The following is a 25455-nucleotide window of genomic DNA, read 5'->3' as shown; positions in this document are numbered from 1 at the left end:
GCATAGTTTGAATTATGCTATAATTAAACAGAAATATACAGGAGGGGTGACACCACGTGAAATCTATCACTTTTTTAATGCACAACATTTATTCAATGGGCGGTACTGTCAAGGCCGTAACACAACTCGCAAATGTGTTGGCAGTGAAAGGTCATAAAGTGGAAATTATATCAGTTTTCAAAGGAAGTAAAGCACCTTATTTCAAACTGCATCAAGATATAGAAGTCAAAGCATTGGTCGATTATAATTTAAAACCTCATAACTTAGTAGATATCTTGATGAATCGTCTACGTAAATGGACACCATTCCTCAAGCCGCAACTGATCACTCAAAATGAACCTGGCTTATCGCAATTTTCAAGTCATGTTGAAAAGAAAATCGTTCATGCGATTCAACATGTAGAAACAGATGTGTTAGTCGGTACACGTGCCAGCTATAATTTGCTGCTTGCAGATTATGCACCTGACCACGTCCTAACTGTCGGCATGGAACATATGAACTGGGAAGCTTACACTAAGAGCTATCAACAAGAAATTAAATCTGCTTATGAACGCTTAAATCGTATTACAGTCTTAACGGATGCTGATCGTAAAGCATTCAAATCAATCATTGACACCCCTGTCTATGTCGTTCCAAATATGATGAATGAACCTCGTATTGAAATTCCAAAGAAACCGCAAATTATTGCGGCTGGGAGATTAGAATATGAAAAAGGTTTCGATCTTTTATTACGCAGTGTAGAAATGATTCAAGACAGTTTACGTGAAATGAATTTCACTGTACATATCTACGGTGATGGTCAACAAAAACATGATCTCGAAGAATTCATTTCACAACATCAATTAAAAGATATTGTACAGTTGCATCCTGCTACATTGCATCTGCCATTACGTTTGGCTGAAAGTATGATTACAGTAGTACCATCTCGTAATGAAGGGTTTGGTTTAGTCATTTTAGAAGCCATGAATCAAGGCAGCATCGTAATCAGCTTTAAAGGTAATACAGGACCTGAAACTTTAATTCAATCTAACCAAAATGGATTCCTGGCTGAGTATCAAAATATATCTTCCCTTTCAGAACACATTTTAAATGTAATGTCTGCACCACCTTCTGAACAAGGAAAGATTATCGAAAATGCTTTTGCGACTGTTGAAACTTATTCAGCAGATAGTGTCTATCAAGATTTTGCGAAAGCATTAGAAACATCTGAATAATTAGTTATTGTGATAAATATAGAAGCGGAGCCGAAATAATTTCGACTCCGCTTCTTTTATTTTCCTTGTTACCTATTACAAAATTAAAGATAAGATTAATGTCCAGACACAGATGAAGATTAACATGCCTACACTGTAACGTAATGACATTTTTAAGAGTTCAGACTCTTTACCTACTTGTTTAACGGCTGCTGTCGCAATCGCAATAGATTGTGGAGAAATAATTTTTGCTGCTACCCCACCTACTGTATTTGCTGCAACTAATAAGCCGCCGCTAACGCCAATTTGACTAGCAACTGAAGCTTGAATTGGTGTGAACAATGAGTTGTTGTTAACTACTGAACCTGTCATGAATACACCGATCCAACCTAATACTGGTGAGAATAATGGGAAGATACCGCCTGCTTTAGAAATACCTTGTCCCATTGCAGCACTTAAACCGCCATAAGTTGTTAATTTTGAAACAGCTAAGATGAAACAGATTGTGACAACTGAAATCCATAATTCTTTAAATGTTTCACCTAATAAACTAAATGCATCTTTAAAGCCAGTTGTTTTAGATAATAATACAGTAATAATAATTGTTAATAAAATTGCTGTACCTGTATAACCTAAGATATTCAAGTTCAGCACAATAGCTTTTTTAGTCACTTCACTATAAGTACCTGGCACTGTAAAATTAGCTGCTAAAAAACTTAATGGTTTGCCTGGTAAGAATAAGCCTTTAAAGAATGGCATACTCCAAAACATAATTAAGATTGTCAAAATGTAGAATGGACTCCATGCATACATAATTTGTTTAAAGTTTAATTTTTGTGTAACCGGTGGTTTCACATTTTCATCAATACGGAAGATATGTTTCGGTTGCATTTTACGACTCATAATAGCTAAAGCACCCATTGCTGCTAAAGGTGGTAACACGTCTGCTAACTCTGGACCTTGGAAGAATGTTAACACACCTTGGAAACCAGCATATACCACTGAAACCGTTAAGATAAATGGTAGTGTTTCTTTAATACCTTTGAAACCATCAATGATAAAGACAATTAAAAACGGAACAAAGAAGTTGATGAATACTAAAGTTAATGTTGAATAAGTTGAAACTTCATGTGCAGTAATACCGCCATGTAAATTCAAAGTATCAATAACGGCAACAGGTAAACCAATAGCCCCGAATGCTCCTGCTGCTGAGTTAGCGACCAAACATAACATCGCTGCTTGTAATGGTTTAAAACCAAGATAAATTAATAAAATCGCACATATTGCAATCGGTACACCGAAACCTGCAACCCCTTCTAAGAACGCGTTAAAACAAAAACCGATTAACAATAATTGCACACGTTGGTCTTGAGAGATTGTAGCGATACTATCTTGAATCATACTGAACTGACCAGTTTTTGTTGAGAGTTTATAAAGCCAAACTGCCATAATAACGATATAACCAATTGGGAACCAACCTTGGAAGAATCCCTCGATAACCGCCCCAGTGGCCATCGCTCCAGGAAGTTTAAAGATAAATACTGCAACAACCATTGTGATGATTAATGTTGTTAATGCAGCATAAATTCCTTTCATTTTGAAGATTGTCAAACATAGCAAGAATAAGATAATTGGCACACCTGCTACGAGACTTGAAATAAGTAAATTGTAGAATGGATCAAATGAAGATACTAACATTTCTGTCGCTTCTTTCTGTAGTTTATTTTGTGTTTATATTTATTTGCAAAATCAAATTTAGTCTTGTGATTTATTTCACATATAATATAACACGATTTATGGAGCTGTTCAATTAGTTTTTCATAATTTTTTCAAACTGTTTTCTACTTGGAAACCCTTACATATCAATGTATTCGCTTACATCATAAAATGTTATGAATCATCTGTATTAGTCAAAATTTAAATTATAATAGTACAGTTTAATTAATAACGTATACGTCTTGTCATTCACAGTTTGCAGTCAAAATGTTAAAATATAGTTTAATATAATCAAACTGAGGTCATAATATGAAAATATTAACAACAGAATATCAATCAAATGAAAAAATGCGCATTAACCTTCAAGAAGCTTTAGCTAAAGGTTACACGCATTTTATTCCTTCTGATTTAAATATAGATATTTATCCTGATCAATTAGAAGCATTGAAACACCATGAAACACCAAACTCAATCGTTGTTGACTACACCATCGATCAGTACTATCAAAATGATTGTCGCTATTTTGGAGATCAGACAATCAACTTTAATACTTGGATGAATAATATTAATCACTTTCCTAATCTTATTTTCAGTATTCAGCAAGTATTAGACGTTATAGATGAAGTACACTGTGAAACGGCTTTTGATTTAGCAATTGGCCTGTTATTAAATCAAAACGTAGAAACAAATGGTCACGTAATCTTTGATTTTAAACATACAATCCGTACTTCCCAAACATTCTATCAAAGTATTAAACAACATGAATATAACGCAATTACACAATTTAATTTAAATAAATTAGCTTACTTACATCATCAAAAACCACCGTTTAAGTTCCGCAATTTAGCTTTACCTGAGCCTGAACGATTTGTCGATTCACTACTTTGGAAGACACATTTTATGTTGCCGCACTTTATAACACGTTCAGTACTCAGTCGCAGTATTGAAAAGCATCAAAGCATGAGCAATATTTATGAAAAACAAGCAGTGGAATTAAACGGTGCTGTCGTTTTCTTAGGATTTGATTATGGCTTTAGAGGCAACTCTCGCTATTTATTTAATTATTTTGCTAAGCATTACTCTAAATATCCTGCTTTCTTTATCACAAATGATGCCACAGGCCCGCACTTTGTATCACCAGAACATGAAGAAGCACAAGAACTAATTGAAAATGCGGAAGTTGTCGTCGCTGAAAGTTATATACCCGATCACATCAAACCGAACGGTACAATCATTCAATTGTGGCATGGCACGCCTTTAAAACAGTTATTCTTAGACAGCTCAGAACCTTATCAAAATAAAGAAATTTATAATTATCGTGCACGAAAATACAACAAGTGGCTACATCAAAATTACTTTATATGCGATAGTTCTCATGCAGCTGATTTGTTTAAATCAGCCTTCCCTATGCAATATACAGAAGTTGTCGCATGCGGTTACCCACGTGTCAGATATTTATTAGATAAATATAAAGAACAAACTTATGTTCAATATATGAAACAACAACTTAAATTAGACCCTAACAAACCGACGTTACTTTACTTGCCGACATGGAAAACAGATCCACAACCAAACGATATGTTACCACTTTCTGAGTCATTGCTTGACCATTATAATGTGATTTATCGTGGCCATATCGAAAGTAAAGAAGCTGAAACACAATTACCGCAAGCAGTCATTCAACCTGCTGCTCAAATTGAGACACAAGATTTATTACTTGCTTGTGATGTATTAGTCAGTGACTATTCGTCAGTTGTCTTTGATGCATTAACTATTGATAAAACCGTTGCGCTTTATACTCCAAACCTTGAACACTATCAAACAGAACGCGGTTTATACCTAGAAGTTTGGCAAGACTTTGATAAAGTCACGTATCGAGATGCTGAATCATTAACCAAAGCACTCATAAACCAAGAAATTCCTTATATTGCAAGTGCATATATTAATCGAGATAATCATTCATTTGAAACTATCGCAAGCTTGATTGTGCAACATTTACCTAAACGTCAAAAAAGACGTAAAAACTAAAAATAATATTAAAAAGGCTCAGCATATTTTGTGCTGAGCCTTTTGCATGATTATCTTATGTTCCAATTATTTGAACTTAAAACTAAATACTATATTATTGACCTGCTTGATATGCTGGATCTAAAATTGCTGCTTTACCTTGTTGGTCGACTCTAACTAATGCATATGTGCCAGGTTGTGCTTGATTTGCGAAACTGAACACATAAGAATAGCTGCCGTCACCATTATCTTGTACGCCAAAGTCATTGTAAGGGTTAGATTGACCATTTAAGTTGTTGATTTCATTTTGTGCAGTTTGTAGTGATTGCGGGAAGTTCGGCAATACTTTTAAAGTAGATTGATCTACTGGTGCTTTACCAATTGTACGTGCTGCAGGTGCTGTATTTTGACCTTGATAAGGTGCTACATAACCTGTTTGATTTGTACCTTGGTTTGATGCTTGGTTAGCATTTGTTTGATTTGATGTTTGCTGTGTTGCTTGTTGGTTATTGCTGCTATTTTGACCATCATTGGCACCTGATGTTTGAGAAGCTTGTTGATTGTTATTTGATTGTTCAGAAGTCGCATTTTGATTGCTGTCATTGTTTTGCGCATCTGTTGATTGTGACTCGTCTTGTTGCGCTTTGTCATTGCTTTGTTCATCATTTGCTTGTTCATTGTTTTCTTTTTCTTTATTGCTGTCTTTATCTTTGCTGCTTTCGTTGTCTTTGTTCTTTTCTTTGTCTTGATTAGATTTGCTTTCTTGTGTTGTTTGATCTTTGTCTTTGTTGTCTTCCTCTTTCTTGCTGTCATCATTTCCACAAGCTGCTAGCACTAAAGATAGCGTTAAAACGCTGGCAAATAACTTTTTCATTCTGTTCTCCTCCTTGAGTGGCTTTCAATCTTTTAAATGTATTATCCCTTAACTTATACACTTCCATTATATTCTATAAACATCAAAATTGTAAAAATTCTTTTAAGAAAATATTATTATGACAGATATTTATCATTTAGCTACAGCAACCTGTTTGTTGTTCTGGCTACTTCGTGATACTATCGCTTTAGTTTATTTATTTGAAAGGGTTGATAAAGATGCCTGAGACATTTAAAGCATATTATGCAGAAAAAGAAGGCAAAGAAATCCATACTGAACTTAAAGATTTACCCATGGATACAATAGATGAAGGAAATGTATTAATCAAAGTTGCTTACTCCAGCATCAACTATAAAGATGCGCTAGCAGCTAAAAAAGGTGCGGGAGTCGTTAAAAACTATCCGATTATTCCAGGTATAGATTTAGCAGGTACAGTTGTAGAGTCTGAGACTTCTACTTATAAAGAAGGCGATCAAGTTATTGTGACAAGCTATGATCTAGGTGTATCTCATCATGGAGGACTTAGTGAATACGCACGTGTCAAAGAAGAATGGATTGTACCGCTTCCTAAAGACTTAACATTAGAAGAAGCCATGATTTACGGTACTGCGGGCTATACTGCAGCATTAGCCATCCAAAAATTAGAAGACAATGGCTTAACAGTAGAAGGTTCACCTGTACTTGTACGTGGCGCCAGTGGCGGTGTCGGCAGTTTAGCTGTCATGATGCTAAGTAATATCGGTTACAAAGTCATCGCAAGCACAGGCAATAAACAAAATGCAGATTACTTAAAATCTATCGGCGCAACAGATGTGGTCCCACGTGTCGAAGATACCTCAGACAAACCATTAGACAAAAGAGAATGGCAAGCAGTGATTGATCCTGTCGGCGGCAAACATGTCGGTGACATTGTGAAACGACTGCAAAATAGAGGCAGTATTGCGTTAATCGGCAATACAGCAGGTCTGGCATTTGAGACGACAGTCTTACCATTCATTTTACGTGGTAACAGTATTTTAGGTGTGGATTCAGCAGAAACACCTATGAAAGTCCGCAAACAAATTTGGCGCAGATTAGCTACTGACTTAAAACCAGAAGCACTGCACTCTATTAAACAAGTCATTGATTTCAATGACGTGCCAGAAGCAATGGATAATTTATTAAATAATCATAGTGCTGGTCGTTATCTCGTGAAGATTAACGAAAAATAATTTAAATACTCAATCAGACAACTCTTATTTTGGAGTTGTCTTTTTTTACTAAAATGGTAATTACATTTAATTCTATTTTACTTTATTGTACTAATGGAAATATATTGATATTTACTTTAATTTTATGAAAGCGTATACTGAATTTACGATAAAAATAACCAGGAGGACTCATAATGAGTAAAACGTTTAACAAAAACCTCATCTTTTTCATTGGTGCACTAGGCGGATTACTATATGGCTATGATATGGGTATTATTTCAGGTGCCCTGCTTTATATTCCAGATGAAATCCCGCTAAACGGTACCACACAAGGACTTGTCGTTTCATCAATGTTGATTGGCGCAATCTTCGGTTCAGGTTTAAGTGGACCTTCATCAGATAAATTAGGTCGACGTCGCGTCGTCTTTATTATCGCAATTATTTACATAGTAGGTGCATTAGCTCTAGCACTTGCGCCTAACTTAACTATGTTAGTCATCGGTCGTTTAGTAATTGGTTTAGCAGTCGGCGGTTCAACAGCTATTGTGCCAGTTTATCTATCCGAAATGGCACCGACAGAATCACGTGGTTCTTTAAGTTCATTAAACCAATTAATGATTACAATCGGTATTTTAGCTTCATACTTAACAAGTTACGCTTTCGCAGGTGTCGAAGGCTGGAGATGGATGTTAGGACTTGCGGTTGTCCCTTCTGTCATCTTATTAGTCGGTGTTATCTTTATGCCGGAAAGTCCAAGATGGCTGCTTGAACATCGCGGTGAAAATGCGGCACGTAAAGTAATGGCTTTAACGTTCCCTAAAAATGAGATTGATCATGAAATCTCAGAAATGAAAGAAATCAATGCGATTTCAGAAAGTACATGGAAAGTATTAAACTCACCATGGTTACGTCCAACGATTATCATCGGTTGTGTCTTCGCATTGTTCCAACAAATCATCGGTATTAACGCAATTATTTACTACGCACCGACTATTTTTGTTAAAGCCGGTTTAGGTGACTCTGCTTCTATCTTAGGTTCAGTCGGTATCGGTACAGTCAACGTACTTGTGACAATTGTAGCGATTATGATTATTGATAAAGTAGACCGTAAGAAATTATTAATTATCGGTAATATCGGTATGGTCGCATCATTAGTCATTATGGCGTTACTAATTTGGATGATGGGTATCCAATCAGCAGCTTGGATCAGCATTGTTTGTCTTACAATCTTTATTATTTTCTTCGGCTTCTCTTGGGGCCCTGTACTTTGGGTCATGTTGCCGGAATTATTCCCAATGCGTGCACGTGGTGCCGCAACAGGGATCGCTGCTTTAACACTTTCAATCGGAAGTTTAGCAGTCGCACAATTCTTCCCAATGTTAACTGATGTCTTACCAACACATGGTGTCTTCTTAATCTTCGCAGTAATTGGTGTGTTTGCTTTATTCTTCGTAGCAAAATACTTACCAGAAACTCGCGGACGCAGCTTAGAAGAAATTGAAGCAGAATTACGTGAACGTACTTCAGCTACAACACCAGATTTAAATAAATAGATATAAACATTTAAAGGGATGTCCTCTCACGTTCGAGAAGACATCCCTTTTCTTCTGTTATGATTCATTATATTGTTTAATAATTTCTTTGTTTTCTTCTTTAAATGCCTCATTATGACTTGAGACATAGCCTTCTTTCGCTGCCTCAGGTTCAATATATTGTTTTGCGAGGTTTGCGGCGTTCCCTGCATCACTGAAGGCACTCGCAATCAAGTGTGCTTTGGCATCATGATGAATAATATCACCACAAGCGAAAATACCCGCTTCACTCGTTTGTGCGTTACCTTGTCCTTTAATTTGATAATCATTCATCATTTCTAGTTTAGTTGAAGCATCTTCTAACAATGGATTTTCAATATCAAAGCCATGACTGATAATGACATCATCGACTTCTAAAGTTTCCGCTTCTCCTGTCGCACTATTTTCAATGACTACTGATGCAATATTCTCTTGTGCTTCATCCCCGATTAACGCAGTGATTTGACTATTTGGATGTTGAATCACACCAAATGTTGCGAGCTTATCTTGCATCGCTTCAAAGCCTTTTAACTGATCCTTACGATATATCAAATGCACACTTTCTGCATAAGGCGCTATTTCACACGCCCAATCTATCGCAGAATTGCCAGAGCCGGAAATTAATACACGTTTATTTCTAAAGCGTGATAATTTTTGTACAACATAATGCAAGTTTGAGATTTGATAACGACTCGCATCTTTAATATCTAAGGGTTTCGGATGGATAATTCCTCCACCAATAGCAATAATGACTGCTTTAGATTCATATACATTGCCTTGATCTGTTGTCACTTCAAAATGACGTTCTGCAACTTTATGAATATCCATCACACGCTCTTGTAAGCGTACTTCTGGATTGAAATGCAGGCCTTGATCAATAATATCTTTCGTAATTTCAAAACAAGGTTTCGGTGCGACACCACCGATATCCCAAATGATTTTTTCAGGATATAAACACATCTTGCCACCTAACTCTTGTTGTACATCTACTAAACGCACACTCATGCCGCGCATACCTGCATAAAAGCTTGCATATAAACCGGCAGGTCCTCCGCCGATAATAGTTAAATCTTTCATAGTTATGCTTGCCTCCTAGTTTTTCTCTGTGCTGCATAATCATTAATTGAAAATTGTTCTCACTTATATTTTACATGATTTAGTTGTATGAGGAAAACTTTAGCTATAAAAAAAGAGACACAGCACAAATAGTCGTATCTCTTTTAAAAATAAAGATTAAAGCTTTTTATTTTGGTTGGTTTGTCCTTCAATCGGATGTGTTAAAATTGCTTTTTTCAATAGGAAGAACAAGATAATAAAGCCGGCTGATAACGTCATGTGACCTAGTCCTGCAATTCCAGCAATACCTGGTGAAACACTTGCGCCAGTCACTTGCATTGTCCCTTTAATGCCTTGTAGTGCGACTGTCACAATCAAGCCGATATTATAAACATAATAGAACCAGTTAAATAAGTAGTATTTACTAATTGAGAACAGTTTTTCAAAGACTAATAAGATTAGGAACATAAACATACCAAGCATTAGTATGTGTGTATGCACAATCGCAAGTTGTGTTTTGCCTGTAAACTCAAAGGCTTTTGTCAATTCACGATAATAAACACCTGATAATAAGCCTATAATTGTATAAGTTAAAAATGTATACAGAATTCTACGCATACCTAAAAACCCTCCTTTTTGCATCACTCATTATTATAACTGACAGCAACGCTTTCAGAAAGTATCGCACTATTATTCACGAATTATACACAACTAGAATTCTTTATCTTCTTCATTTAAGGTATTTAGATTATCTTTCATTTTAAATAATATCTCTTTTAATGCCGCTTGGTCAGCTTTTGGAATGTCTAAAAATAAAGTAGATTCCACTTCATCTAAGATTTCAATAATTTCTCTGACATCTTTTTTTGCGACTGCAGTTAAGACGACATCTTTTTTACGTGTATCATTTTTATCACTGATACGTTCTATTAAGTTTTTATTTTCTAAACTTCTCAATGCGCTGCTCACTGTTGGGCCTTTACGATTAAAAATATGAATTAAATCATTTTGCGGAATGACGCCTGTGTCACTTTCAAAAATATAACGTAACGTTTGCGCTTGTTCTAACGTAATATCGTATACACCTAACAATTGGTCAGCTTTTACTTTCATTTCATTTGTAATCATACGTAATAAGTATTGGATTGTCGTTGCCATGTGTCGCATCTCTCCTTATTTAGACTACACAAATCATTAAATTATGGTACTATAATTAAGCACATATCAAATAAATCGAGCAAAGCGTTCTCTATAGTTTTAACTTAAACGATAGATGTTAAACCTTGCATGTTTGATTTACACACAGAAAGGAAGCTTCAGAATGATTACAGCTTATAAACATAATGTTCATCAAGATATTCATACCACTTCCTTAGAGGAAGCTTTATGGATTAATATTACCGAGCCCTCGAGAGAAGAAGTAGAATCTTTGATTGAGCGCTTTAATATTCCAGAAGACTTCTTAAAAGACCCCTTGGATGCGGATGAAAGCGCACGTGTCGAATTTGATGACGAAACAGGTTATTCTTTAATCATCATCGACTTTCCAATCGTCAATAATACGAACAATAAAATTATTTCGTTTATGACAATTCCACTGGGTATTATTATTGGACACAGACGCATTATGACGATTTGCGATCATGAAGTTGATTTCTTAGATCACTTTGCGAAATCTAGTCAAAATCTGCATTATCGCAGTCAATTTGCGTTGAATATCTTATTAACCATTTCAAACCACTACAACCGTAATTTGCGTTTATTGAATAAATCAAGATTACGCATCGAACGTGAATTGAAGAAAAAAGTAACGAACAAACAACTTTATAACTTGATGGAAGTTGAAAAGAGTTTGGTTTATTTCTTAGCTGCATTGAAAGGTAATGAAGATGTCTTCAATAAACTTTTCAAACTGCCGCCGATTAAACGTTTCGAAGAAGATGAAGACTTGATTGAAGACTTATTTGTCGAAACAAACCAAGCCATTGAAACAACAGAGTTGCATACACGTATCTTAGAAAGTATCACGACTTCATATGAATCTCTGCTTTCAAATGATATGAACAATATCATGAAGACTTTGACACTCTTTACAGTCTTCTTGACGTTACCGACTTTAGTATTCAGTTTCTTCGGTATGAACGTACCGCTTCCGCTTAACGATCATAGCCCGACTTCTTGGATTGCGACACTCGGTATCTCTATGATTATCGTTGCGATTGTCTTTTTACTTTTATGGCGCAAAGGCAAAATCTGACCTAGTTTCAAACTAAAAGATAGACATCATGTATCAAAGTAATCATTATTTTGATACACGATGTCTATTTTATTTATATTGACGTATATGCGGTGGCTGATAGTCTCTCAAAAAGGCTGCTAATGTTTCAAAATCATTTGTGAATAAAATCAAATCTCTGTCTGCCTGACTTAAAAAACCTTCCTCAACCATTTGGTCATAAAACGCTTCGATTTTGTCATAATAACCATTCACGTTCCAAAAGATACATGGATTAGCATTTTGACCGATTCTTGCCCAAGAAACCATTTCCGTAATTTCTTCTAACGTTCCTGGTCCCCCAGGTAAAGCTAAACAAGCATCCCCTTTATCTAACATAGCTGCTTTACGCTCAGCCATGGTATCAACAATTATCAATTCATCTAAACCTTGATGCGCAATTTCTTTTTCTTCTAAGAATTTCGGCATGACACCTACCACATGGCCTTGATGTTGTTTAACCGTATCTGCGAGATGTCCCATCAAACCGACATTGCCGCCGCCATAGACTAAGCCATAATTGTGTTGTGCCATCCATGTACCTAACGCTTCTGCTGCCTTTAAATACACTGGATTTTGTCCTGTGCTTGCACCGCAATAAACAATTATATGCATCGTACTCTCTCCTTTTGACTAAGTTACATTTCATTATAACAAATATAACCATGTTGTTATTCATTGCTTTTTTTATCATTTTTCGGTATATCTATTAACAGATAAAGAAAGGAGTTTCACACATATGAAAAAGAATGGCAAAACATTAGGTATATCACTGATTGCGCTTTTAACAATCGCATGTATCGTATTAGTTATTATGATCTTTGCTTCTGGCGAAAAAGAAACATATTACGGGATTATGAAAGATAATCAAACGGTTGAAAAAATGATCAGTGAAAAAGATAATCACATTGAGAAGAATGTTAAAGTTGATTCTGACGATCAATTCAAGCCTAAAAAAGGCGACTTTGTGGTACTTGTTAAAAAAGTAGGTACTGATGAGTTCAGTAAGAAAAAAGTAGTAGAACATGATGATATTCCACATGGTTTAATGATGAAGATTCATGATATGCATCATTAAGCATACGAAAACACCGACGTTTTTACGCCGGTGTTTTTTTTAATAGTTTTACAAATATTATGTCAGAAAATTTAAATTTAGAGTCAGGTTTTAACAACCTCTCTATACGTGTGTATTGCTTAAATAGATTTTAAGTAGTCTTCAGATTTTTGTTTATCGAAGACATTTTCCCATTTCGCAATAACGACTGTTGATAATGCGTTACCGACTACGTTAACGCATGTACGAACCATATCTAGAATACGGTCCACACCGATGATTAATGCAAGACCGGCTGCTGGTAAGCCCATAGAACCTAATGTTGTTAAAAGTACAACGATTGAAGTTCCCGGCACCGCTGCCATACCTTTTGATGTAATCATCAATGTAAAGATTAATACAAGTTGTTCACCTAAACTTAAGTGAATACCATACATTTGTGCAACGAACAATGCGGCGATTGATTGATACAGTGCTGAACCATCTAAGTTGAATGTGTAGCCGATTGGAATTACAAATGATGTCACGTCTCTCGGAGAACCGAAGTTTTCCATTTTTTTCATCATAACTGGCAATACTGCTTCTGAACTCGAAGTTGAGAATGCCAATAAAATTTCACTTTTCAATACTTTTATAATATCAAATACACTGATGCCGCATAATTTAGCTACAATGCCCAATACTACTACTACAAAGAAGACCATTGCGCCGATAACAACAGCCACTAATTTCAATAGTGGAACCAATGCTGAAGCACCAAATGTCATAATTGTTACACAAATAAATGCAAATACGCCTAGAGGCGCGAGTTTCAAGATTTTATTGATCATCCAGAATGTCGCTTCTAACACTCCGCTTAAGAAAGCTTTAACAGGCTCTCCTTTTTCTCCGATAGCTGCAATTCCTAATCCAAAGAATACAGCGAAGAAGATAATCGGAAGCAATTCGCCTTTAGCTAATGCTTCGAAAAAGTTCGTCGGAATGATATTAACAATGGTATCAATAAAATGATTGCCATATGTAGAATGTTCAGCTGCATGTGCTGATGATTCATATTTAGTAATATCACCTTTTGGTAATTTGTTCGGATCTAGTCCCGTCCCCGGTTTAAAGATATTCGCGAACAAAACACCTAATGCAATTGCGATAGTTGTAATCACTTCAAAGTAAATAATTGTTTTAAGTCCATAACGTCCAACTGTTTTAGATTCACCTACACCTGAAATAGATAAGGCAAGCGAACAGAAAACGACTGGAATAACAATCATTTTAATTAAGTTTAAAAATATATCACCAAGCGGTTGTATATAATTCGCGATGTCTTTTTGTCCATAAAGCAATAGTCCTACAACAACACCAAGAACAAGCGCGATCATAACCTGCACTGGTAAACTTATTTTTCTCTTAAATATAGCCATTGATGCATCTCCCCTTTTTCTGACATTGTTTAATTATATCAGAAAATAAATAATTAGGATAGAAAAATTTAAAACTTCAAGATGATTTTACACTAAATGTTCAAAATTATATTAAATAACAGTGTAAAATAACATATTTTGAAGCAATTATCTTTCTATCCTAATTATACCGCTAGTCTTTGACGACTGCTAAGAAGATTACCATTAATACGATTAATGCGACACCCATAACTTGCCAAGCACCGAATGATACGCCTAGCCATACAACCGATAATAAAATCGCTGTTAACGGTTCGATCGTACCAAGTACACTGGCTTCTTGCGGGAATAAGAATTTCAAACTGGAAATAAATAGCCAGAATGCAAACATCGTACCAATAATCACTGAAATGAATAAATACACAATGACTTTTACATCCCAATTTGATGTATCAACTTTCCAAATCGGATGTAAGAAGTTTAAGAATATACCTGCGATTAACATCGCCCAACCTACAACATTGACCGTTCCCCACTTAGCAAGCAATTGTACGGGGAAGATGGTATAGAATGCCATCGCAAAAGCTGACATTACACCCCAAATAATTGCTGGCATCGGAACAGATAATGTCGCAAGCGAACCATTCGTTAATAGGAAGAATGTACCACTCAGTGCCAATGTGACTGCGATACCTTCTTTCCATCTGAAACGGATGACTTTAGCTGCAACTAAATACAAGATAATAATGACAGGACCTAAATATTGGAGCAACGTCGCTACTGCTGCGTTACCATAATGAATGGTCGCCATAAAGCAGTATTGCACACCTAACATACCAATGAGTGAGTAAATAAATAATTTGAGCGTATCTTTTTTATCTGCCCAAATGGTGATTGTCTTCTTACCTTCTAAAAAGAATGACATTATAACTAAAAGTAATCCAGATACTAATAAACGAACACCCACGAACCACGTGACCGGTAATTGTTTATTTTCAAACAACCATTGTGATACTGTACCGCCGACGCCCCAGAAGATAGAGCCAATAATCACGAGTACAAAGCCCGGCCAACGTTTTTGATTTCTGTGTGTCATGCCGTCCCTCCTATCATGTTTTTTCTCTATGCTGATACTAAAGGTGTTATATCCATTTTTGATGATAATAATCAATTTTTGATAAGTTGTGATAGAGTTTTCATACTCACACAACTATCCTTGTAACGCAAATAAGACACTAAACACTATTCATCGTGTTTAATGTCTTAATCACATTTATTCTAACATACTTAATCGGTTATTTAAGCTTATAATTGTCATCAAAGAAATTATGTTTAGCTTTTTTGATATGCTTTCTTGTTTGCGTATCAAATGCTTGTGCAAATAATCCCTTTGAAGTCCCCATCGGTTGAATCACATACGTTAATTGCGGTTCATCTTTAAAGACAACCTCTTTATAATAAACGCCGTCTTTCGCATTGAATTTTTTCTTTTCTGATTTGATATCATCTTGTAATTGATGTTCAGCAATATACTGATCCACCAATTTTAAATTTTGCTTACCTTGATAGGTTTTCAAACCAAAGAAGAATACTGTTGCGATAATTAAGGAACCGATAATAATTAAAATCAAATGAAAAACTTTTTTACTCATAGCCAGACTCCTTTAGCCTTTAAACTTCATCCATATAAAAATATATTATCTATATAATTATGAATGAAGTTTCCCTTACTTGTCACACGTTTAATTATATTGTAACAAATTTGTCGATGATTACATTAGAAATAACGTCTGAAAGCATCTACATCTAAACGATACGTATGATGTGCTGCTTGATCTGCCTTACCTACAGCAACCACCATTACTGGAACATAGCGTTCAGGATCTAAACCTAAAATAGAAGCAATATTTTCTCTATCGAAACCGCCGATTGGATTAGTATCATAGCCATGCGCTTTTGCGACAAGCATGAACTGCATCGCAAACAAGCTGCAGTCGATATTTACGATAGATGTCATTTGCGGCAAGCTTAACCCTTTATAAAATGGTAGAAACTTAGATAATAAGTCATCTTTAGTTTCTTGAGGCATATAGCCTTTATCAACGTTACCTTGATAGATTTGTTCACCATACTCGTAGTTGCGTAAATCACCGAAAATAACAACCATCGCTGCAGATGTATCGTTTTGTCTTGTATTGAATTGCATAGCAGGACGGACTTTTTCTTTTCCTTCTTCACTATCTACTACAACAACTCTCCATGGCTGCATATTAATTGAAGAAGGTGCTAGTGCTGCTTTCCCTAACATTTCATCCATTTCTTCATGTGAAATCTTCACATTCGGGTCATAAACCTTTACTGATTTACGTGCTCTCAGCACATCATCAAACCATTGTTTTTCCATTATATTTTTTGCTCCTTTATCTATTATGTTTATTTTTCGAACAAAACGGAATCTATTTGAATATTTTCATACTACAAAGTTTAAACATAGTAAATTATAGGCACGAAATTTATTCTTGACAAGTGATTGCGTTCATAATATCGTTATTTTAAATAAGGAGTGATTTAATTGCATGAACCTAACAACTTTTTAGATAAACAATTATGTTTTTTATTCTATGTGTCGTCTAAAGAGATAATTAAGCGTTACACCCCGCATCTTAAGAAATATGGGCTGACATATACTGGCTATATTGTTCTACTCGCTATAGAAGACGATGAATCTATCAACATCAAATCTTTAGGGGAAAGATTATATTTAGATTCCGGAACATTAACACCTATGATTAAAAAGTTAGAAAAACAAGGACTTGTCAAACGCCTTAGACAGCCATCAGACGAAAGAAATCTCCTTGTCTCTTTAACTGAAGAAGGTGTTAACACTCGCCACGAAATCTCACATATTGCGATAGAAGTTTTCAATGATTTAGACATTTCAATGGAAGATGCGAAAACAATTAAATCTATCCTATCGAAATTTATCGTTAATAACTTTTCTGAAGCCTAACACTACAATCCTCTGATTATCTATCAGCTCCTGGACGTGATATAATTAAAGTCAGAACTCGCTGAATACTCAGTAAGATTGCCTTACAAGAATTCGGGTATGAATGACTAAAGCGAGCTTTAATTAAACAATGAAAAGGAGCGATTTTATATGCCTTTCGAAAGTAAACCCACTGACATTTTCAAAGAATTCGGACGCCAATTTATAGATCAAATCCCAACAGTAAATGCTGTAAAAACAGATATTAAAGAAAAAGATAACCAATATATTGTTGAAGCAGATTTACCAGGATTTGATAAAAAGAATATCAACCTTTCTTATAATGAAGGTACACTGAAAATCAGCGCAAAACGCTCAATTGAAAGTCGTACTGAAAATGAAGAAGGTCGCGTAATCCAAAGAGAACGTAGCACTGACAGTGTCAGCCGTGAATTCTCTTTCAGTAATATCGACAGCGACAAGATTTCAGCATCTTACAAAGATGGTGTCTTAACTGTTGTATTGCCTAAGAAAGATGAACAAGACTTAGCAGGTTCTAATATCACAATCGACTAATAATTATTTTTCGCAGCATTCCTTTAAGGGATGCTGTTTTTTTACGTCAAAAAAGCGAGTCCTCTTTAAGAACCCGCTTCTCTCATCAAAATGACATCTCATATTGATTTATAACATTTATTTTTAGTTACTACGTAATTCAGCTAACACTTTTTCCGCTTCAGCCATATTCGCAGTGTCTGCTTGTTTTAAAGCATCGGCTACCTGTTCAATTTCTGCACCTTTCGCACCTGCGACAATCGCCAATGATTTATACTGCAGACTCATATGACCTTCTTGAATACCTTCAGATACTAAAGCACGACACGCTGAGAAGTTTTGAGCCAAGCCGACTGCTGCCACAACTTCACCTAATTCTTGTGCAGAATCCACATGCAAGATTTCTTGTGCTAAACGTGCAATCGGAACCACTTTTGTACCGCCACCGACAGTTGCGAGTGTCATCGGAATTTCAATCGTTCCTCTTAAACGACCTTTATCTTCTAAGTACTCCCATTTTGTCATACTGCGATATTGTCCTTCTTTACATGCATATGCGTGTGCACTGGCTTCAGCACTGCGTGTGTCATTGCCTGTTGCTAATACTACTGCATGAATACCATTCATAACACCTTTATTATGTGTCACTGCACGGTATGGATCGACATAAGCTAAAACTGAAGCAGCTTCCAAACGTTTCGCAACTGTTTCACCGCTCATCTCACCACATGCTAAAGCTGAAACATCAATTTCTCCTGAGACGCACACAAGTGACGCTGTAGCGTGATTAGACAAAATACTCATTAGGACATTGATTTCTGGCCATTCGCCTTTCAGGAAGCCAGAAATGCCTTCTAAGATGGTATTCATCATATTAGCGCCCATCGCATCTTTTGTATCAACATAAACTTTTAAAGAAACCAGTTTTTCTTTTTCAAACGTATCGACATCAATTTTACGATAACCGCCGCCACGTTTTAAAATCGATGGATAACTTGCATCTGCGACTTGATGAATTTGTGATTCTTTCTCAATTAATTGTTCAGCTAATTGTGCTGGATCTTCTACTTCCATAAAGACAATTTGTCCAATCATCAAACGTTCACTCGATTCAACTTTGAATCCGCCAGTTTGATTGACTAACTTCGAACCATAACTTGCGGCAGCTACGACTGATGGTTCTTCTACCATCATCGGCACCGCATAATGTTTACCGTCTACAATAATGTCTGGTAATAATCCGACAGGCAATGCACCTTGTGTAATCACATTTTCAATCAGACTATCAGCCACTTCTTCAGAAAGCAGCGGTATATCTAACAATTCTTGATGACTTTCTTGTGAAATCCAACCATTGTCTTCTAAACGCTGTAATTTATCTTGACGTGATAAGTGTCTGAAATCTTTCCCCAATGCTTTCATGTTGCTTACTCTCCTTTTTCAACTTCTAATGCGATACCTAAACCGCCACCGATACATGCTGTTGCAATACCGTTGTGTTTATTTTCTTGATGCAGTTCATGAACTAATGATGTCACTAAACGTGCCCCTGAAGCACCGATTGGATGACCGATTGCGACTGCGCCGCCGTAGATGTTCAATTTCTCATCTGGAATGTTCAAATTCTCTTTAACCGCAATACTTTGAACTGAAAATGCTTCTGTCATTTCTACTAAATCAATATCATCAATTGTTTGATTTGTTTTCTCTAATAATTTAGATACAGCATAGTAAGGTGCGATACCCATAATTTCAGGATCACAACCGACTTCTGCGTAATCACCTAAAATCCCCATAATTTCATAGCCGTTTTCACGTGCATAGTCTGCATCCATTAAGATTAAGGCTGATGCACCGTCATTGATACTTGAAGCATTTCCTGCTGTTACTGTACCGTCTTCTTTGAAGATAGTATCTAAAGTCGCAAGTTTCTCTACATTACTGTTACCGCGGATTCCTTCGTCCATTGTCATTTCTTCGCCATCTGCATCTGTTAATGGAATCATTTCTGCTTGGTATTTACCAGCTTGAGATGCTTCGTACGCTTTTTGATGTGAATTGACCGCAAACGCATCTTGTTGTTCACGTGTCACTTCATATTTATCCGCAATACGTTCAGCCGTAATCCCCATCGGTACATTTTCAAACGCATCTGTCAAACCGTCATGCATAAAGCTTGGTACAGGTTTTTCTTGTCCAGGTAATACCAGTTTCGGTGCATTTGTCATACTTTCAACACCGCCAACTGCGACAACTTTTGCTTCCCCTAATTGAATCAGTTGTTTACCTAAGATTACAGCTTTTAAACCAGATCCGCATACTTCGTTGATAGTCATTCCAGGAGTTGATGTCGGCAATCCGGCATTCACCAAGATTTGGCGTGCTGGATTCTGACCGTTGCCTGCTTGCAATACGTTACCAAAAATTACATTCTCGATTTTATCTTTCGGCAGATTGATAGCATCAATTGCTGCTTCTAAAGCGATGGTGCCAAGTTGTACTGCAGAATAATCTCTTAATTTCCCTCTGAATTTTCCTACTGGTGTACGTTTTGCACTAACAATTGCGATTTTGCTCATAATTTAGTCTCCTTTTTTATCACTAGCTACTAATTTAAAATTGTATTTTTGTACCCTCTTTTGATATGATTTAAAGTGATTTAACATATCAAGAAAGGATGTTGGTTATTTATGACAATTGGTATCGACCAACTTAATTTTTATATTCCGAACTTTTACGTAGATATGGCTGATTTAGCCGAAGCACGCAATGTAGATCCAAACAAGTTTCTGATTGGTATCGGTCAGACTGAAATGGCTGTAAGCCCAGTCAGTCAAGACATTGTAACAATGGGTGCGAACGCTGCTCAACCTATCTTGACAGAACAAGACAAGAAAGATATTACGATGGTTATTGTCGCAACTGAATCAGCAATTGATTCAGCGAAAGCGTCTGCTGTACAGATTCATCATCTACTAGGAATTCAACCTTTTGCACGCTGTTTCGAAATGAAAGAAGCATGCTATGCAGCGACTCCTGCGATTCAAATGGCAAAAGATTATTTAGTACCACGTCCTAATGAAAAAGTATTAGTTATCGCAAGTGATACTGCGCGTTACGGACTTAACAGTGGCGGTGAACCGACACAAGGTGCTGGTGCAGTCGCTATGGTAATCAGTCATAACCCGCGTATTGCTGAGTTGCATGATGATTCAGTTGCATTTACAGAAGACGTTTACGATTTCTGGAGACCATCTGGTGAAATTTATCCGCTTGTTGACGGTAAATTATCTAAAGATGCTTATATCCATTCTTTCCAAGAAAGTTGGAACGAGTACGCGAAACGTTATCATAAATCATTGTCTGACTTTGCTGCGTTATGCTTCCATGTACCATTCACAAAGATGGGTCAAAAAGCACTTGATTCTATTTTAACAGATACAGCCTCAGAAGATACACAAGCAAGATTAAATGACAGTTACAAATCTGCTACGGATTATAACCGCTATGTCGGAAATATCTATACAGGTTCACTTTATTTAAGCTTGATTTCTTTACTTGAAAACCATGATTTAAATAGCGGAGACCGTATCGGTCTATTCAGCTATGGTTCTGGTTCAGTAGGTGAATTCTTCACAGCTACACTTGCAGACGGCTTCAAAGATGCACTTGATGTTGAAGCTCACCAAGCAATGTTGAAAAACCGAAAAGCATTATCTGTTGAAGAGTACGAATCATTCTTCAAACGCTTCGACAACCTTGAATTTGATGCTGAAACTGAGTTAGCAGTTGAACCAAAAGGCAACTTCTACCTTAAAGAAATCTCAGACAACATTCGTTACTATGATACCGTAAAATAATAGATAAAGCTTGTGTGAAGCAATGCTTGTTCTGGAAGTCTTGAAGTCATTTCAAGGCTTCTTTTTTATTTGTACATACTCTATTTTTTTATTTGTGTTTCATTCAATTTTCTTTTACCTATAAAAGGTGGATAGTTGTAAACAAAATCTATATAATAGATATTTAATGCATTATATTTCACATCGCGTTTAAGGAAAAACAGACAATCGTAGAGGTGACTAAAATTGAAGAAATTTCTCAGAACGTTGCGTAACGCAACTAAAGGTGTGGATCTGAGTTTGATCATAACCTTTATCCTGCTTGGTTTTATTGGGATTGTCATGGTTTATAGTGCTAGTATGGTACCCGCTTCAAAAGGTTCTTTAACAGGCGGCTACCCTGTCGCAAGCAACCATTTCATGAAACGCCAAGCTATTTATTTCGTGATTGGACTTATCATAATCTTTTTCTCTCTTTTTGTCAGAATCGATTTCTTTAAATCTCCAAATGTTCAATTGATCATGCTGTTAGTTACCTTTGGACTTTTAGCTTTAACCTTATTAATAGGTAAAGAAATCAACGGTTCCAAAAACTGGCTGAACTTAGGATTTTTCAGTCTCCAATCTTCCGAGTTTTTAAAACTCGCTTCTATATTTTATTTCTCATACATCATTGATCGACGATTAAGCAGACAGCGTGACTATCAAATTAATCATTTAATTCCACCGTTACTCTTATTAGGCTTTGGTCTGGTCCTTGTACTCTTACAAGGTGACTTAGGAGGAACCATGTTAACCGTCGTCATTATAGGATGCATTTTACTTTATTCTGATATTAAGAATAAAATTAAAGTACAAATCTTTGGTATCGCACTCTTGCCTGTAGCAATGTATCTGATTTATACATTACTCTTTGATACGAAGAACATTTACAGAATCAAACGTATTGCTGTTTTCTTAAATCCTTTCAAATATGAAAATAATGAAGGGTATCAGCTGACAAGTGCTTTAATTTCAATCGGTAATGGCGGTTTATTCGGTAAAGGACTCGGCAATGGAGTTTCAAAACTTGGGTACCTGCCAGAGCCGCATACAGACTTTATTTTCACTGTCTTGTCTGAAGAGTTAGGCTTAATCGGGGTACTGATTGTCTTAGGACTCTATGGACTCATTGTGGTGAAAAGTTTAATCTATGCTAACCGTACTTCAAATCACTTCTACAAGCTGATATGTATCGGTATCGGCAGTTACATCTTTATCCAAGCCTTCGTTAATATCGGCGGTGTTTCAGGTACCATTCCTTTAACAGGTGTAACCTTACCGTTGCTCAGCTATGGCGGTTCATCGATGTTAAGTGTCAGTATTGCATTTGCGGCATTGATTATGACGACACGTAAAATTAATCGTGAACGTACCGCGCACACTAAACTTCAAGCAATTAAATAACATTCAAAGCAGGACAAATGTAAGTCTATCACCTTTCTCTTGTCCTGCTTTTTAATATGACTAAGGACCACTAACATTCATCTATTAGTGGTCCTTACGTCTTCAATATTTACATGTTCATTCATCCATACCGTTCTTATTTAGCTGCAAGCGAACGGTTTCTCTTGCCTAAATGCCACATTGTGATAAACGCAATCACTCCGAATAATGCTAAGAAGATGAAAGCTAAGTGGCTTGTTCCTGTTAAGCTTGTCACATACGTAATCACTAATGGTGGGAAGAATCCTCCAAGACCACCCATCATTGATACGATACCGTTTGCGACACCTGCTTCTTTGTGGAAGTAATGCGGTACTAATTTGAATACTAAACCGTTACCGATACCTGCACATGCACTGATTGTTAAGCATCCGATTGTAAATAATAAGATACCATCAGAAATACCTAATAAGACAGCACCGATAATCATAATAATAAAGTCGACTTTTAATGCCATCACCGCATCAATTTTGTCCCCGATGATACCACCAAGCGGTCTAAGTAATGTCGCAATCGCGATGAAGACCCCTGCTCTGATTCCTGCGTCTACTGAAGTCAAATTGAAATGATCAACTAAGTATTTAGGTAAGAAGATACCAAATGCTACGAAAGAACCGAACGTAATGAAATACCATAAGCTTAAGTAATATAAACGTAAGTCTTTTAATAAATCTTTCGCTTGTGCTACAAATGGAACCTTAACTTTAGGTTCTTTAGCATCTCCTAAGAAGAACATTATGATTGCGAATACTGCCATTAAGATTAAGTATAATCTCACTGTTGATTGCCAACCGATAACACCTGCTAATGGTGGTGCTAAGAATGAAGATACGGCTGTCCCTAAGTTACCCATACCGTAAATACCATTCGCTAAACCAACTTTTTCTTTAGGAAAATATTTAGGTAATGACGTTACCCCAACTGAGAAAGTCGCACCTGCTACCCCTAAGAAGAAGCCTGCAATCATTAACATGTTAACTGATGTTGCTGAACTTAATAAAAAGATAGGTACTAATAGAATAATAAAACTTGCGAAGAAGACCCATTTTGCGCCAATAACGTTTGTTAAATAACCGAATGGGATACGAAGAATAGATCCTAAAATAACTGGTATTGCGAGTACAATTGAAACTTGTCCGCTCGTAATTTTAATGTCTTCTGAAATCAGCGGCATCAATGGTGCAATGATACTCCATACCATGAAGCCGGCAACCAAACTCAACGTTTGGATGGTTAACTGTAAACCGCCTCTAGATTTGTTCATTTTTTTCACCCTAACATTACATTTTCATATCATATTTAATAAGAGCAGCAGTATCCCCCTGATGTGTTTTTTGAGTCGAAGTTATTTTATTCATCAGTTAAAGATACTGCTTACACTTAATAGTGTATTATTTAGGTGAATTATTGAACATAAGGGCATTCCCTTAAAACATTCGGCTTTTCCCTAATCCCTCTATTTTAGTTGAAATCAGCATGTTAAAGGCTTTTTTCATCACAATTTTTTCACATATTAGTCACATACTATTCAAATTGTTCGACTTTAAATTAAAAAAAGAACTCATCTATTTTGATGAGTTCAATGTCATTCCTATTTAAAAATCAAGCAATTTTTTCTTTAAGGCATACTCCACTAATTCTGGTTTAGATTTTAATTCTAACTTCTGCATAATATGTGTTTTATGTGCTTCTACAGTTTTCACTGAAATAAATAATTTTTCTGCGATGTCTTTATTTCCATAACCTTTGGCAATTAAAGGCAATACTTCTAACTCGCGTTTAGATAAAATCCGAAACGGATCATTCGTATTTTTGCCATCTTGGTCAGAATTATTCACAAATTCATTGACCAATGATGTCGTCATTTTAGGGTCAATATAAGTGTCGCCGCGATAAACCGTACGCACAGCTGAAATTAATTGTTCATCTGGTGCGTTCTTTAGAATATAGCCTTTCGCGCCATTTCTTAAGACATGGAACAGATATTCATCATCATCATACATCGTTAAAATAAGTATTTTTGTTTCAGGAAAACTTTCCATAATTTTACTTGTCGCAATCAAACCTGACTCCCCTGGCGGCATGCTTAAATCCATAATTAACACGTCAGGGCGATGCTGCATCACTTTTTGGTATGCTTCAACACCCTCAGCAGCAGTATCTACGACTTCCATATCCTCTTGAAAATTCAAGATCATAGAGAAGCCCGTTCTCACCACTGCGTGATCATCTGCAATAACAATTCTCAACA

At 36.2% G+C, this 25455-nt stretch carries 24 protein-coding genes; 10 read left to right on the top strand and 14 right to left on the bottom strand.

Annotation, left to right across the window (positions count from 1 at the left end):
• The first annotated feature begins 56 nt into the window (after positions 1-56).
• Positions 57-1214: a glycosyltransferase gene (locus CD112_RS04360; RefSeq protein ID WP_002479703.1), complete on the top strand. Its 1158-nt coding sequence runs from the start codon at positions 57-59 to the stop codon at positions 1212-1214.
• A 75-nt stretch (positions 1215-1289) separates the two neighbouring features.
• Here CD112_RS04360 and CD112_RS04355 read toward each other — a convergent pair whose 3' ends face one another.
• Positions 1290-2891, bottom strand: coding sequence for an L-lactate permease (locus CD112_RS04355; protein ID WP_103363922.1), 1602 nt, complete (start codon positions 2889-2891; stop codon positions 1290-1292).
• A 327-nt stretch (positions 2892-3218) separates the two neighbouring features.
• On the opposite strand from CD112_RS04355, the gene CD112_RS04350 reads away from it, so the two are divergent.
• Entirely contained in the window at positions 3219-4937 is a 1719-nt protein-coding gene (locus CD112_RS04350) for a CDP-glycerol glycerophosphotransferase family protein (protein ID WP_103363921.1), read from the top strand.
• A 94-nt stretch (positions 4938-5031) separates the two neighbouring features.
• Here the strand turns inward: CD112_RS04350 and CD112_RS04345 are convergent, their stop codons facing one another.
• Entirely contained in the window at positions 5032-5790 is a 759-nt protein-coding gene (locus CD112_RS04345) for a hypothetical protein (RefSeq protein ID WP_057509955.1), read from the bottom strand.
• A 218-nt stretch (positions 5791-6008) separates the two neighbouring features.
• Between CD112_RS04345 and CD112_RS04340 the strand changes: the two genes are divergently transcribed.
• Positions 6009-7001 carry an acrylyl-CoA reductase family protein gene (locus tag CD112_RS04340; RefSeq protein ID WP_002479707.1) on the top strand — a complete coding sequence of 331 codons (993 nt, stop codon included), beginning with the start codon at positions 6009-6011 and terminating at the stop codon, positions 6999-7001.
• A 173-nt stretch (positions 7002-7174) separates the two neighbouring features.
• Entirely contained in the window at positions 7175-8533 is a 1359-nt protein-coding gene (glcP, locus tag CD112_RS04335) for a glucose transporter GlcP (protein WP_060803614.1), read from the top strand.
• A 57-nt stretch (positions 8534-8590) separates the two neighbouring features.
• On the opposite strand, the gene CD112_RS04330 is transcribed toward glcP, so the two are convergent.
• From CD112_RS04330 to CD112_RS04320, 3 genes are all read right to left on the bottom strand, one after another.
• Positions 8591-9628, bottom strand: coding sequence for an NAD(P)/FAD-dependent oxidoreductase (locus tag CD112_RS04330; protein ID WP_103363920.1), 1038 nt, complete (start codon positions 9626-9628; stop codon positions 8591-8593).
• Between the two features lie 156 nt (positions 9629-9784).
• Positions 9785-10225: a DUF2871 domain-containing protein gene (locus CD112_RS04325; protein ID WP_002479710.1), complete on the bottom strand. Its 441-nt coding sequence runs from the start codon at positions 10223-10225 to the stop codon at positions 9785-9787.
• 93 nt (positions 10226-10318) lie between these two features.
• The gene (locus CD112_RS04320) at positions 10319-10765 is read right to left on the bottom strand and encodes a MarR family winged helix-turn-helix transcriptional regulator (RefSeq protein ID WP_002479711.1); all 447 of its coding nucleotides are present in this window, start codon (positions 10763-10765) and stop codon (positions 10319-10321) included.
• Between the two features lie 163 nt (positions 10766-10928).
• Between CD112_RS04320 and CD112_RS04315 the strand changes: the two genes are divergently transcribed.
• Complete coding sequence (locus CD112_RS04315) at positions 10929-11864, top strand: magnesium transporter CorA family protein (RefSeq protein ID WP_002479712.1); 936 nt, start codon at positions 10929-10931, stop codon at positions 11862-11864.
• Positions 11865-11933: 69 nt separating this feature from the next.
• Here CD112_RS04315 and CD112_RS04310 read toward each other — a convergent pair whose 3' ends face one another.
• Positions 11934-12497 (bottom strand): LOG family protein, encoded by a 564-nt coding sequence (locus CD112_RS04310; protein WP_002479713.1) that lies wholly within the window; start codon positions 12495-12497, stop codon positions 11934-11936.
• Positions 12498-12621: 124 nt separating this feature from the next.
• Here CD112_RS04310 and CD112_RS04305 point away from each other — a divergent pair, with 124 nt between their 5' ends.
• The gene (locus tag CD112_RS04305; protein WP_002479714.1) at positions 12622-12960 is read left to right on the top strand and encodes a DUF4889 domain-containing protein; all 339 of its coding nucleotides are present in this window, start codon (positions 12622-12624) and stop codon (positions 12958-12960) included.
• A gap of 119 nt (positions 12961-13079) precedes the next feature.
• Here CD112_RS04305 and CD112_RS04300 read toward each other — a convergent pair whose 3' ends face one another.
• The 4 genes from CD112_RS04300 to CD112_RS04285 form a co-directional block, all read right to left on the bottom strand.
• Positions 13080-14357, bottom strand: coding sequence for a cation:dicarboxylate symporter family transporter (locus CD112_RS04300; protein ID WP_023015060.1), 1278 nt, complete (start codon positions 14355-14357; stop codon positions 13080-13082).
• A 172-nt stretch (positions 14358-14529) separates the two neighbouring features.
• Positions 14530-15432 (bottom strand): EamA family transporter, encoded by a 903-nt coding sequence (locus CD112_RS04295; protein WP_002479716.1) that lies wholly within the window; start codon positions 15430-15432, stop codon positions 14530-14532.
• Between the two features lie 199 nt (positions 15433-15631).
• On the bottom strand, positions 15632-15988 hold the full coding sequence (locus CD112_RS04290) for a DUF3139 domain-containing protein (RefSeq protein WP_002479717.1): 357 nt from the start codon (positions 15986-15988) through the stop codon (positions 15632-15634).
• A 125-nt stretch (positions 15989-16113) separates the two neighbouring features.
• The gene (locus tag CD112_RS04285) at positions 16114-16740 is read right to left on the bottom strand and encodes a nitroreductase family protein (protein ID WP_023015062.1); all 627 of its coding nucleotides are present in this window, start codon (positions 16738-16740) and stop codon (positions 16114-16116) included.
• A gap of 168 nt (positions 16741-16908) precedes the next feature.
• On the opposite strand from CD112_RS04285, the gene CD112_RS04280 reads away from it, so the two are divergent.
• Both CD112_RS04280 and CD112_RS04275 read left to right on the top strand, forming a co-directional pair.
• Positions 16909-17346, top strand: coding sequence for a MarR family winged helix-turn-helix transcriptional regulator (locus CD112_RS04280; RefSeq protein WP_103363919.1), 438 nt, complete (start codon positions 16909-16911; stop codon positions 17344-17346).
• 150 nt (positions 17347-17496) lie between these two features.
• Positions 17497-17901, top strand: coding sequence for an Hsp20/alpha crystallin family protein (locus CD112_RS04275; protein ID WP_002479720.1), 405 nt, complete (start codon positions 17497-17499; stop codon positions 17899-17901).
• A 123-nt stretch (positions 17902-18024) separates the two neighbouring features.
• Here CD112_RS04275 and CD112_RS04270 read toward each other — a convergent pair whose 3' ends face one another.
• Positions 18025-19302, bottom strand: coding sequence for a hydroxymethylglutaryl-CoA reductase, degradative (locus CD112_RS04270; RefSeq protein ID WP_103363918.1), 1278 nt, complete (start codon positions 19300-19302; stop codon positions 18025-18027).
• 5 nt (positions 19303-19307) lie between these two features.
• Positions 19308-20459 carry a thiolase family protein gene (locus CD112_RS04265; RefSeq protein ID WP_002479722.1) on the bottom strand — a complete coding sequence of 384 codons (1152 nt, stop codon included), beginning with the start codon at positions 20457-20459 and terminating at the stop codon, positions 19308-19310.
• 111 nt (positions 20460-20570) lie between these two features.
• On the opposite strand from CD112_RS04265, the gene CD112_RS04260 reads away from it, so the two are divergent.
• Together CD112_RS04260 and CD112_RS04255 are read left to right on the top strand one after the other, a co-directional pair.
• The gene (locus CD112_RS04260; protein WP_002479723.1) at positions 20571-21740 is read left to right on the top strand and encodes a hydroxymethylglutaryl-CoA synthase; all 1170 of its coding nucleotides are present in this window, start codon (positions 20571-20573) and stop codon (positions 21738-21740) included.
• A gap of 225 nt (positions 21741-21965) precedes the next feature.
• Positions 21966-23165: an FtsW/RodA/SpoVE family cell cycle protein gene (locus tag CD112_RS04255; RefSeq protein WP_023015064.1), complete on the top strand. Its 1200-nt coding sequence runs from the start codon at positions 21966-21968 to the stop codon at positions 23163-23165.
• Between the two features lie 136 nt (positions 23166-23301).
• Here CD112_RS04255 and CD112_RS04250 read toward each other — a convergent pair whose 3' ends face one another.
• Together CD112_RS04250 and nreC are read right to left on the bottom strand one after the other, a co-directional pair.
• Positions 23302-24468 carry a nitrate/nitrite transporter gene (locus tag CD112_RS04250; RefSeq protein WP_002479725.1) on the bottom strand — a complete coding sequence of 389 codons (1167 nt, stop codon included), beginning with the start codon at positions 24466-24468 and terminating at the stop codon, positions 23302-23304.
• Between the two features lie 331 nt (positions 24469-24799).
• On the bottom strand, positions 24800-25453 hold the full coding sequence (gene nreC / locus CD112_RS04245) for a nitrate respiration regulation response regulator NreC (protein WP_031262458.1): 654 nt from the start codon (positions 25451-25453) through the stop codon (positions 24800-24802).
• Positions 25454-25455 lie beyond the last annotated feature (2 nt).

Source organism: Staphylococcus simulans, from assembly GCF_002902285.1.
Lineage (GTDB): Bacteria > Bacillota > Bacilli > Staphylococcales > Staphylococcaceae > Staphylococcus > Staphylococcus simulans.
The sequence above is the reverse complement of the archived record's forward strand: the minus strand, read 5'-3'. Positions and strand labels throughout refer to the sequence as shown.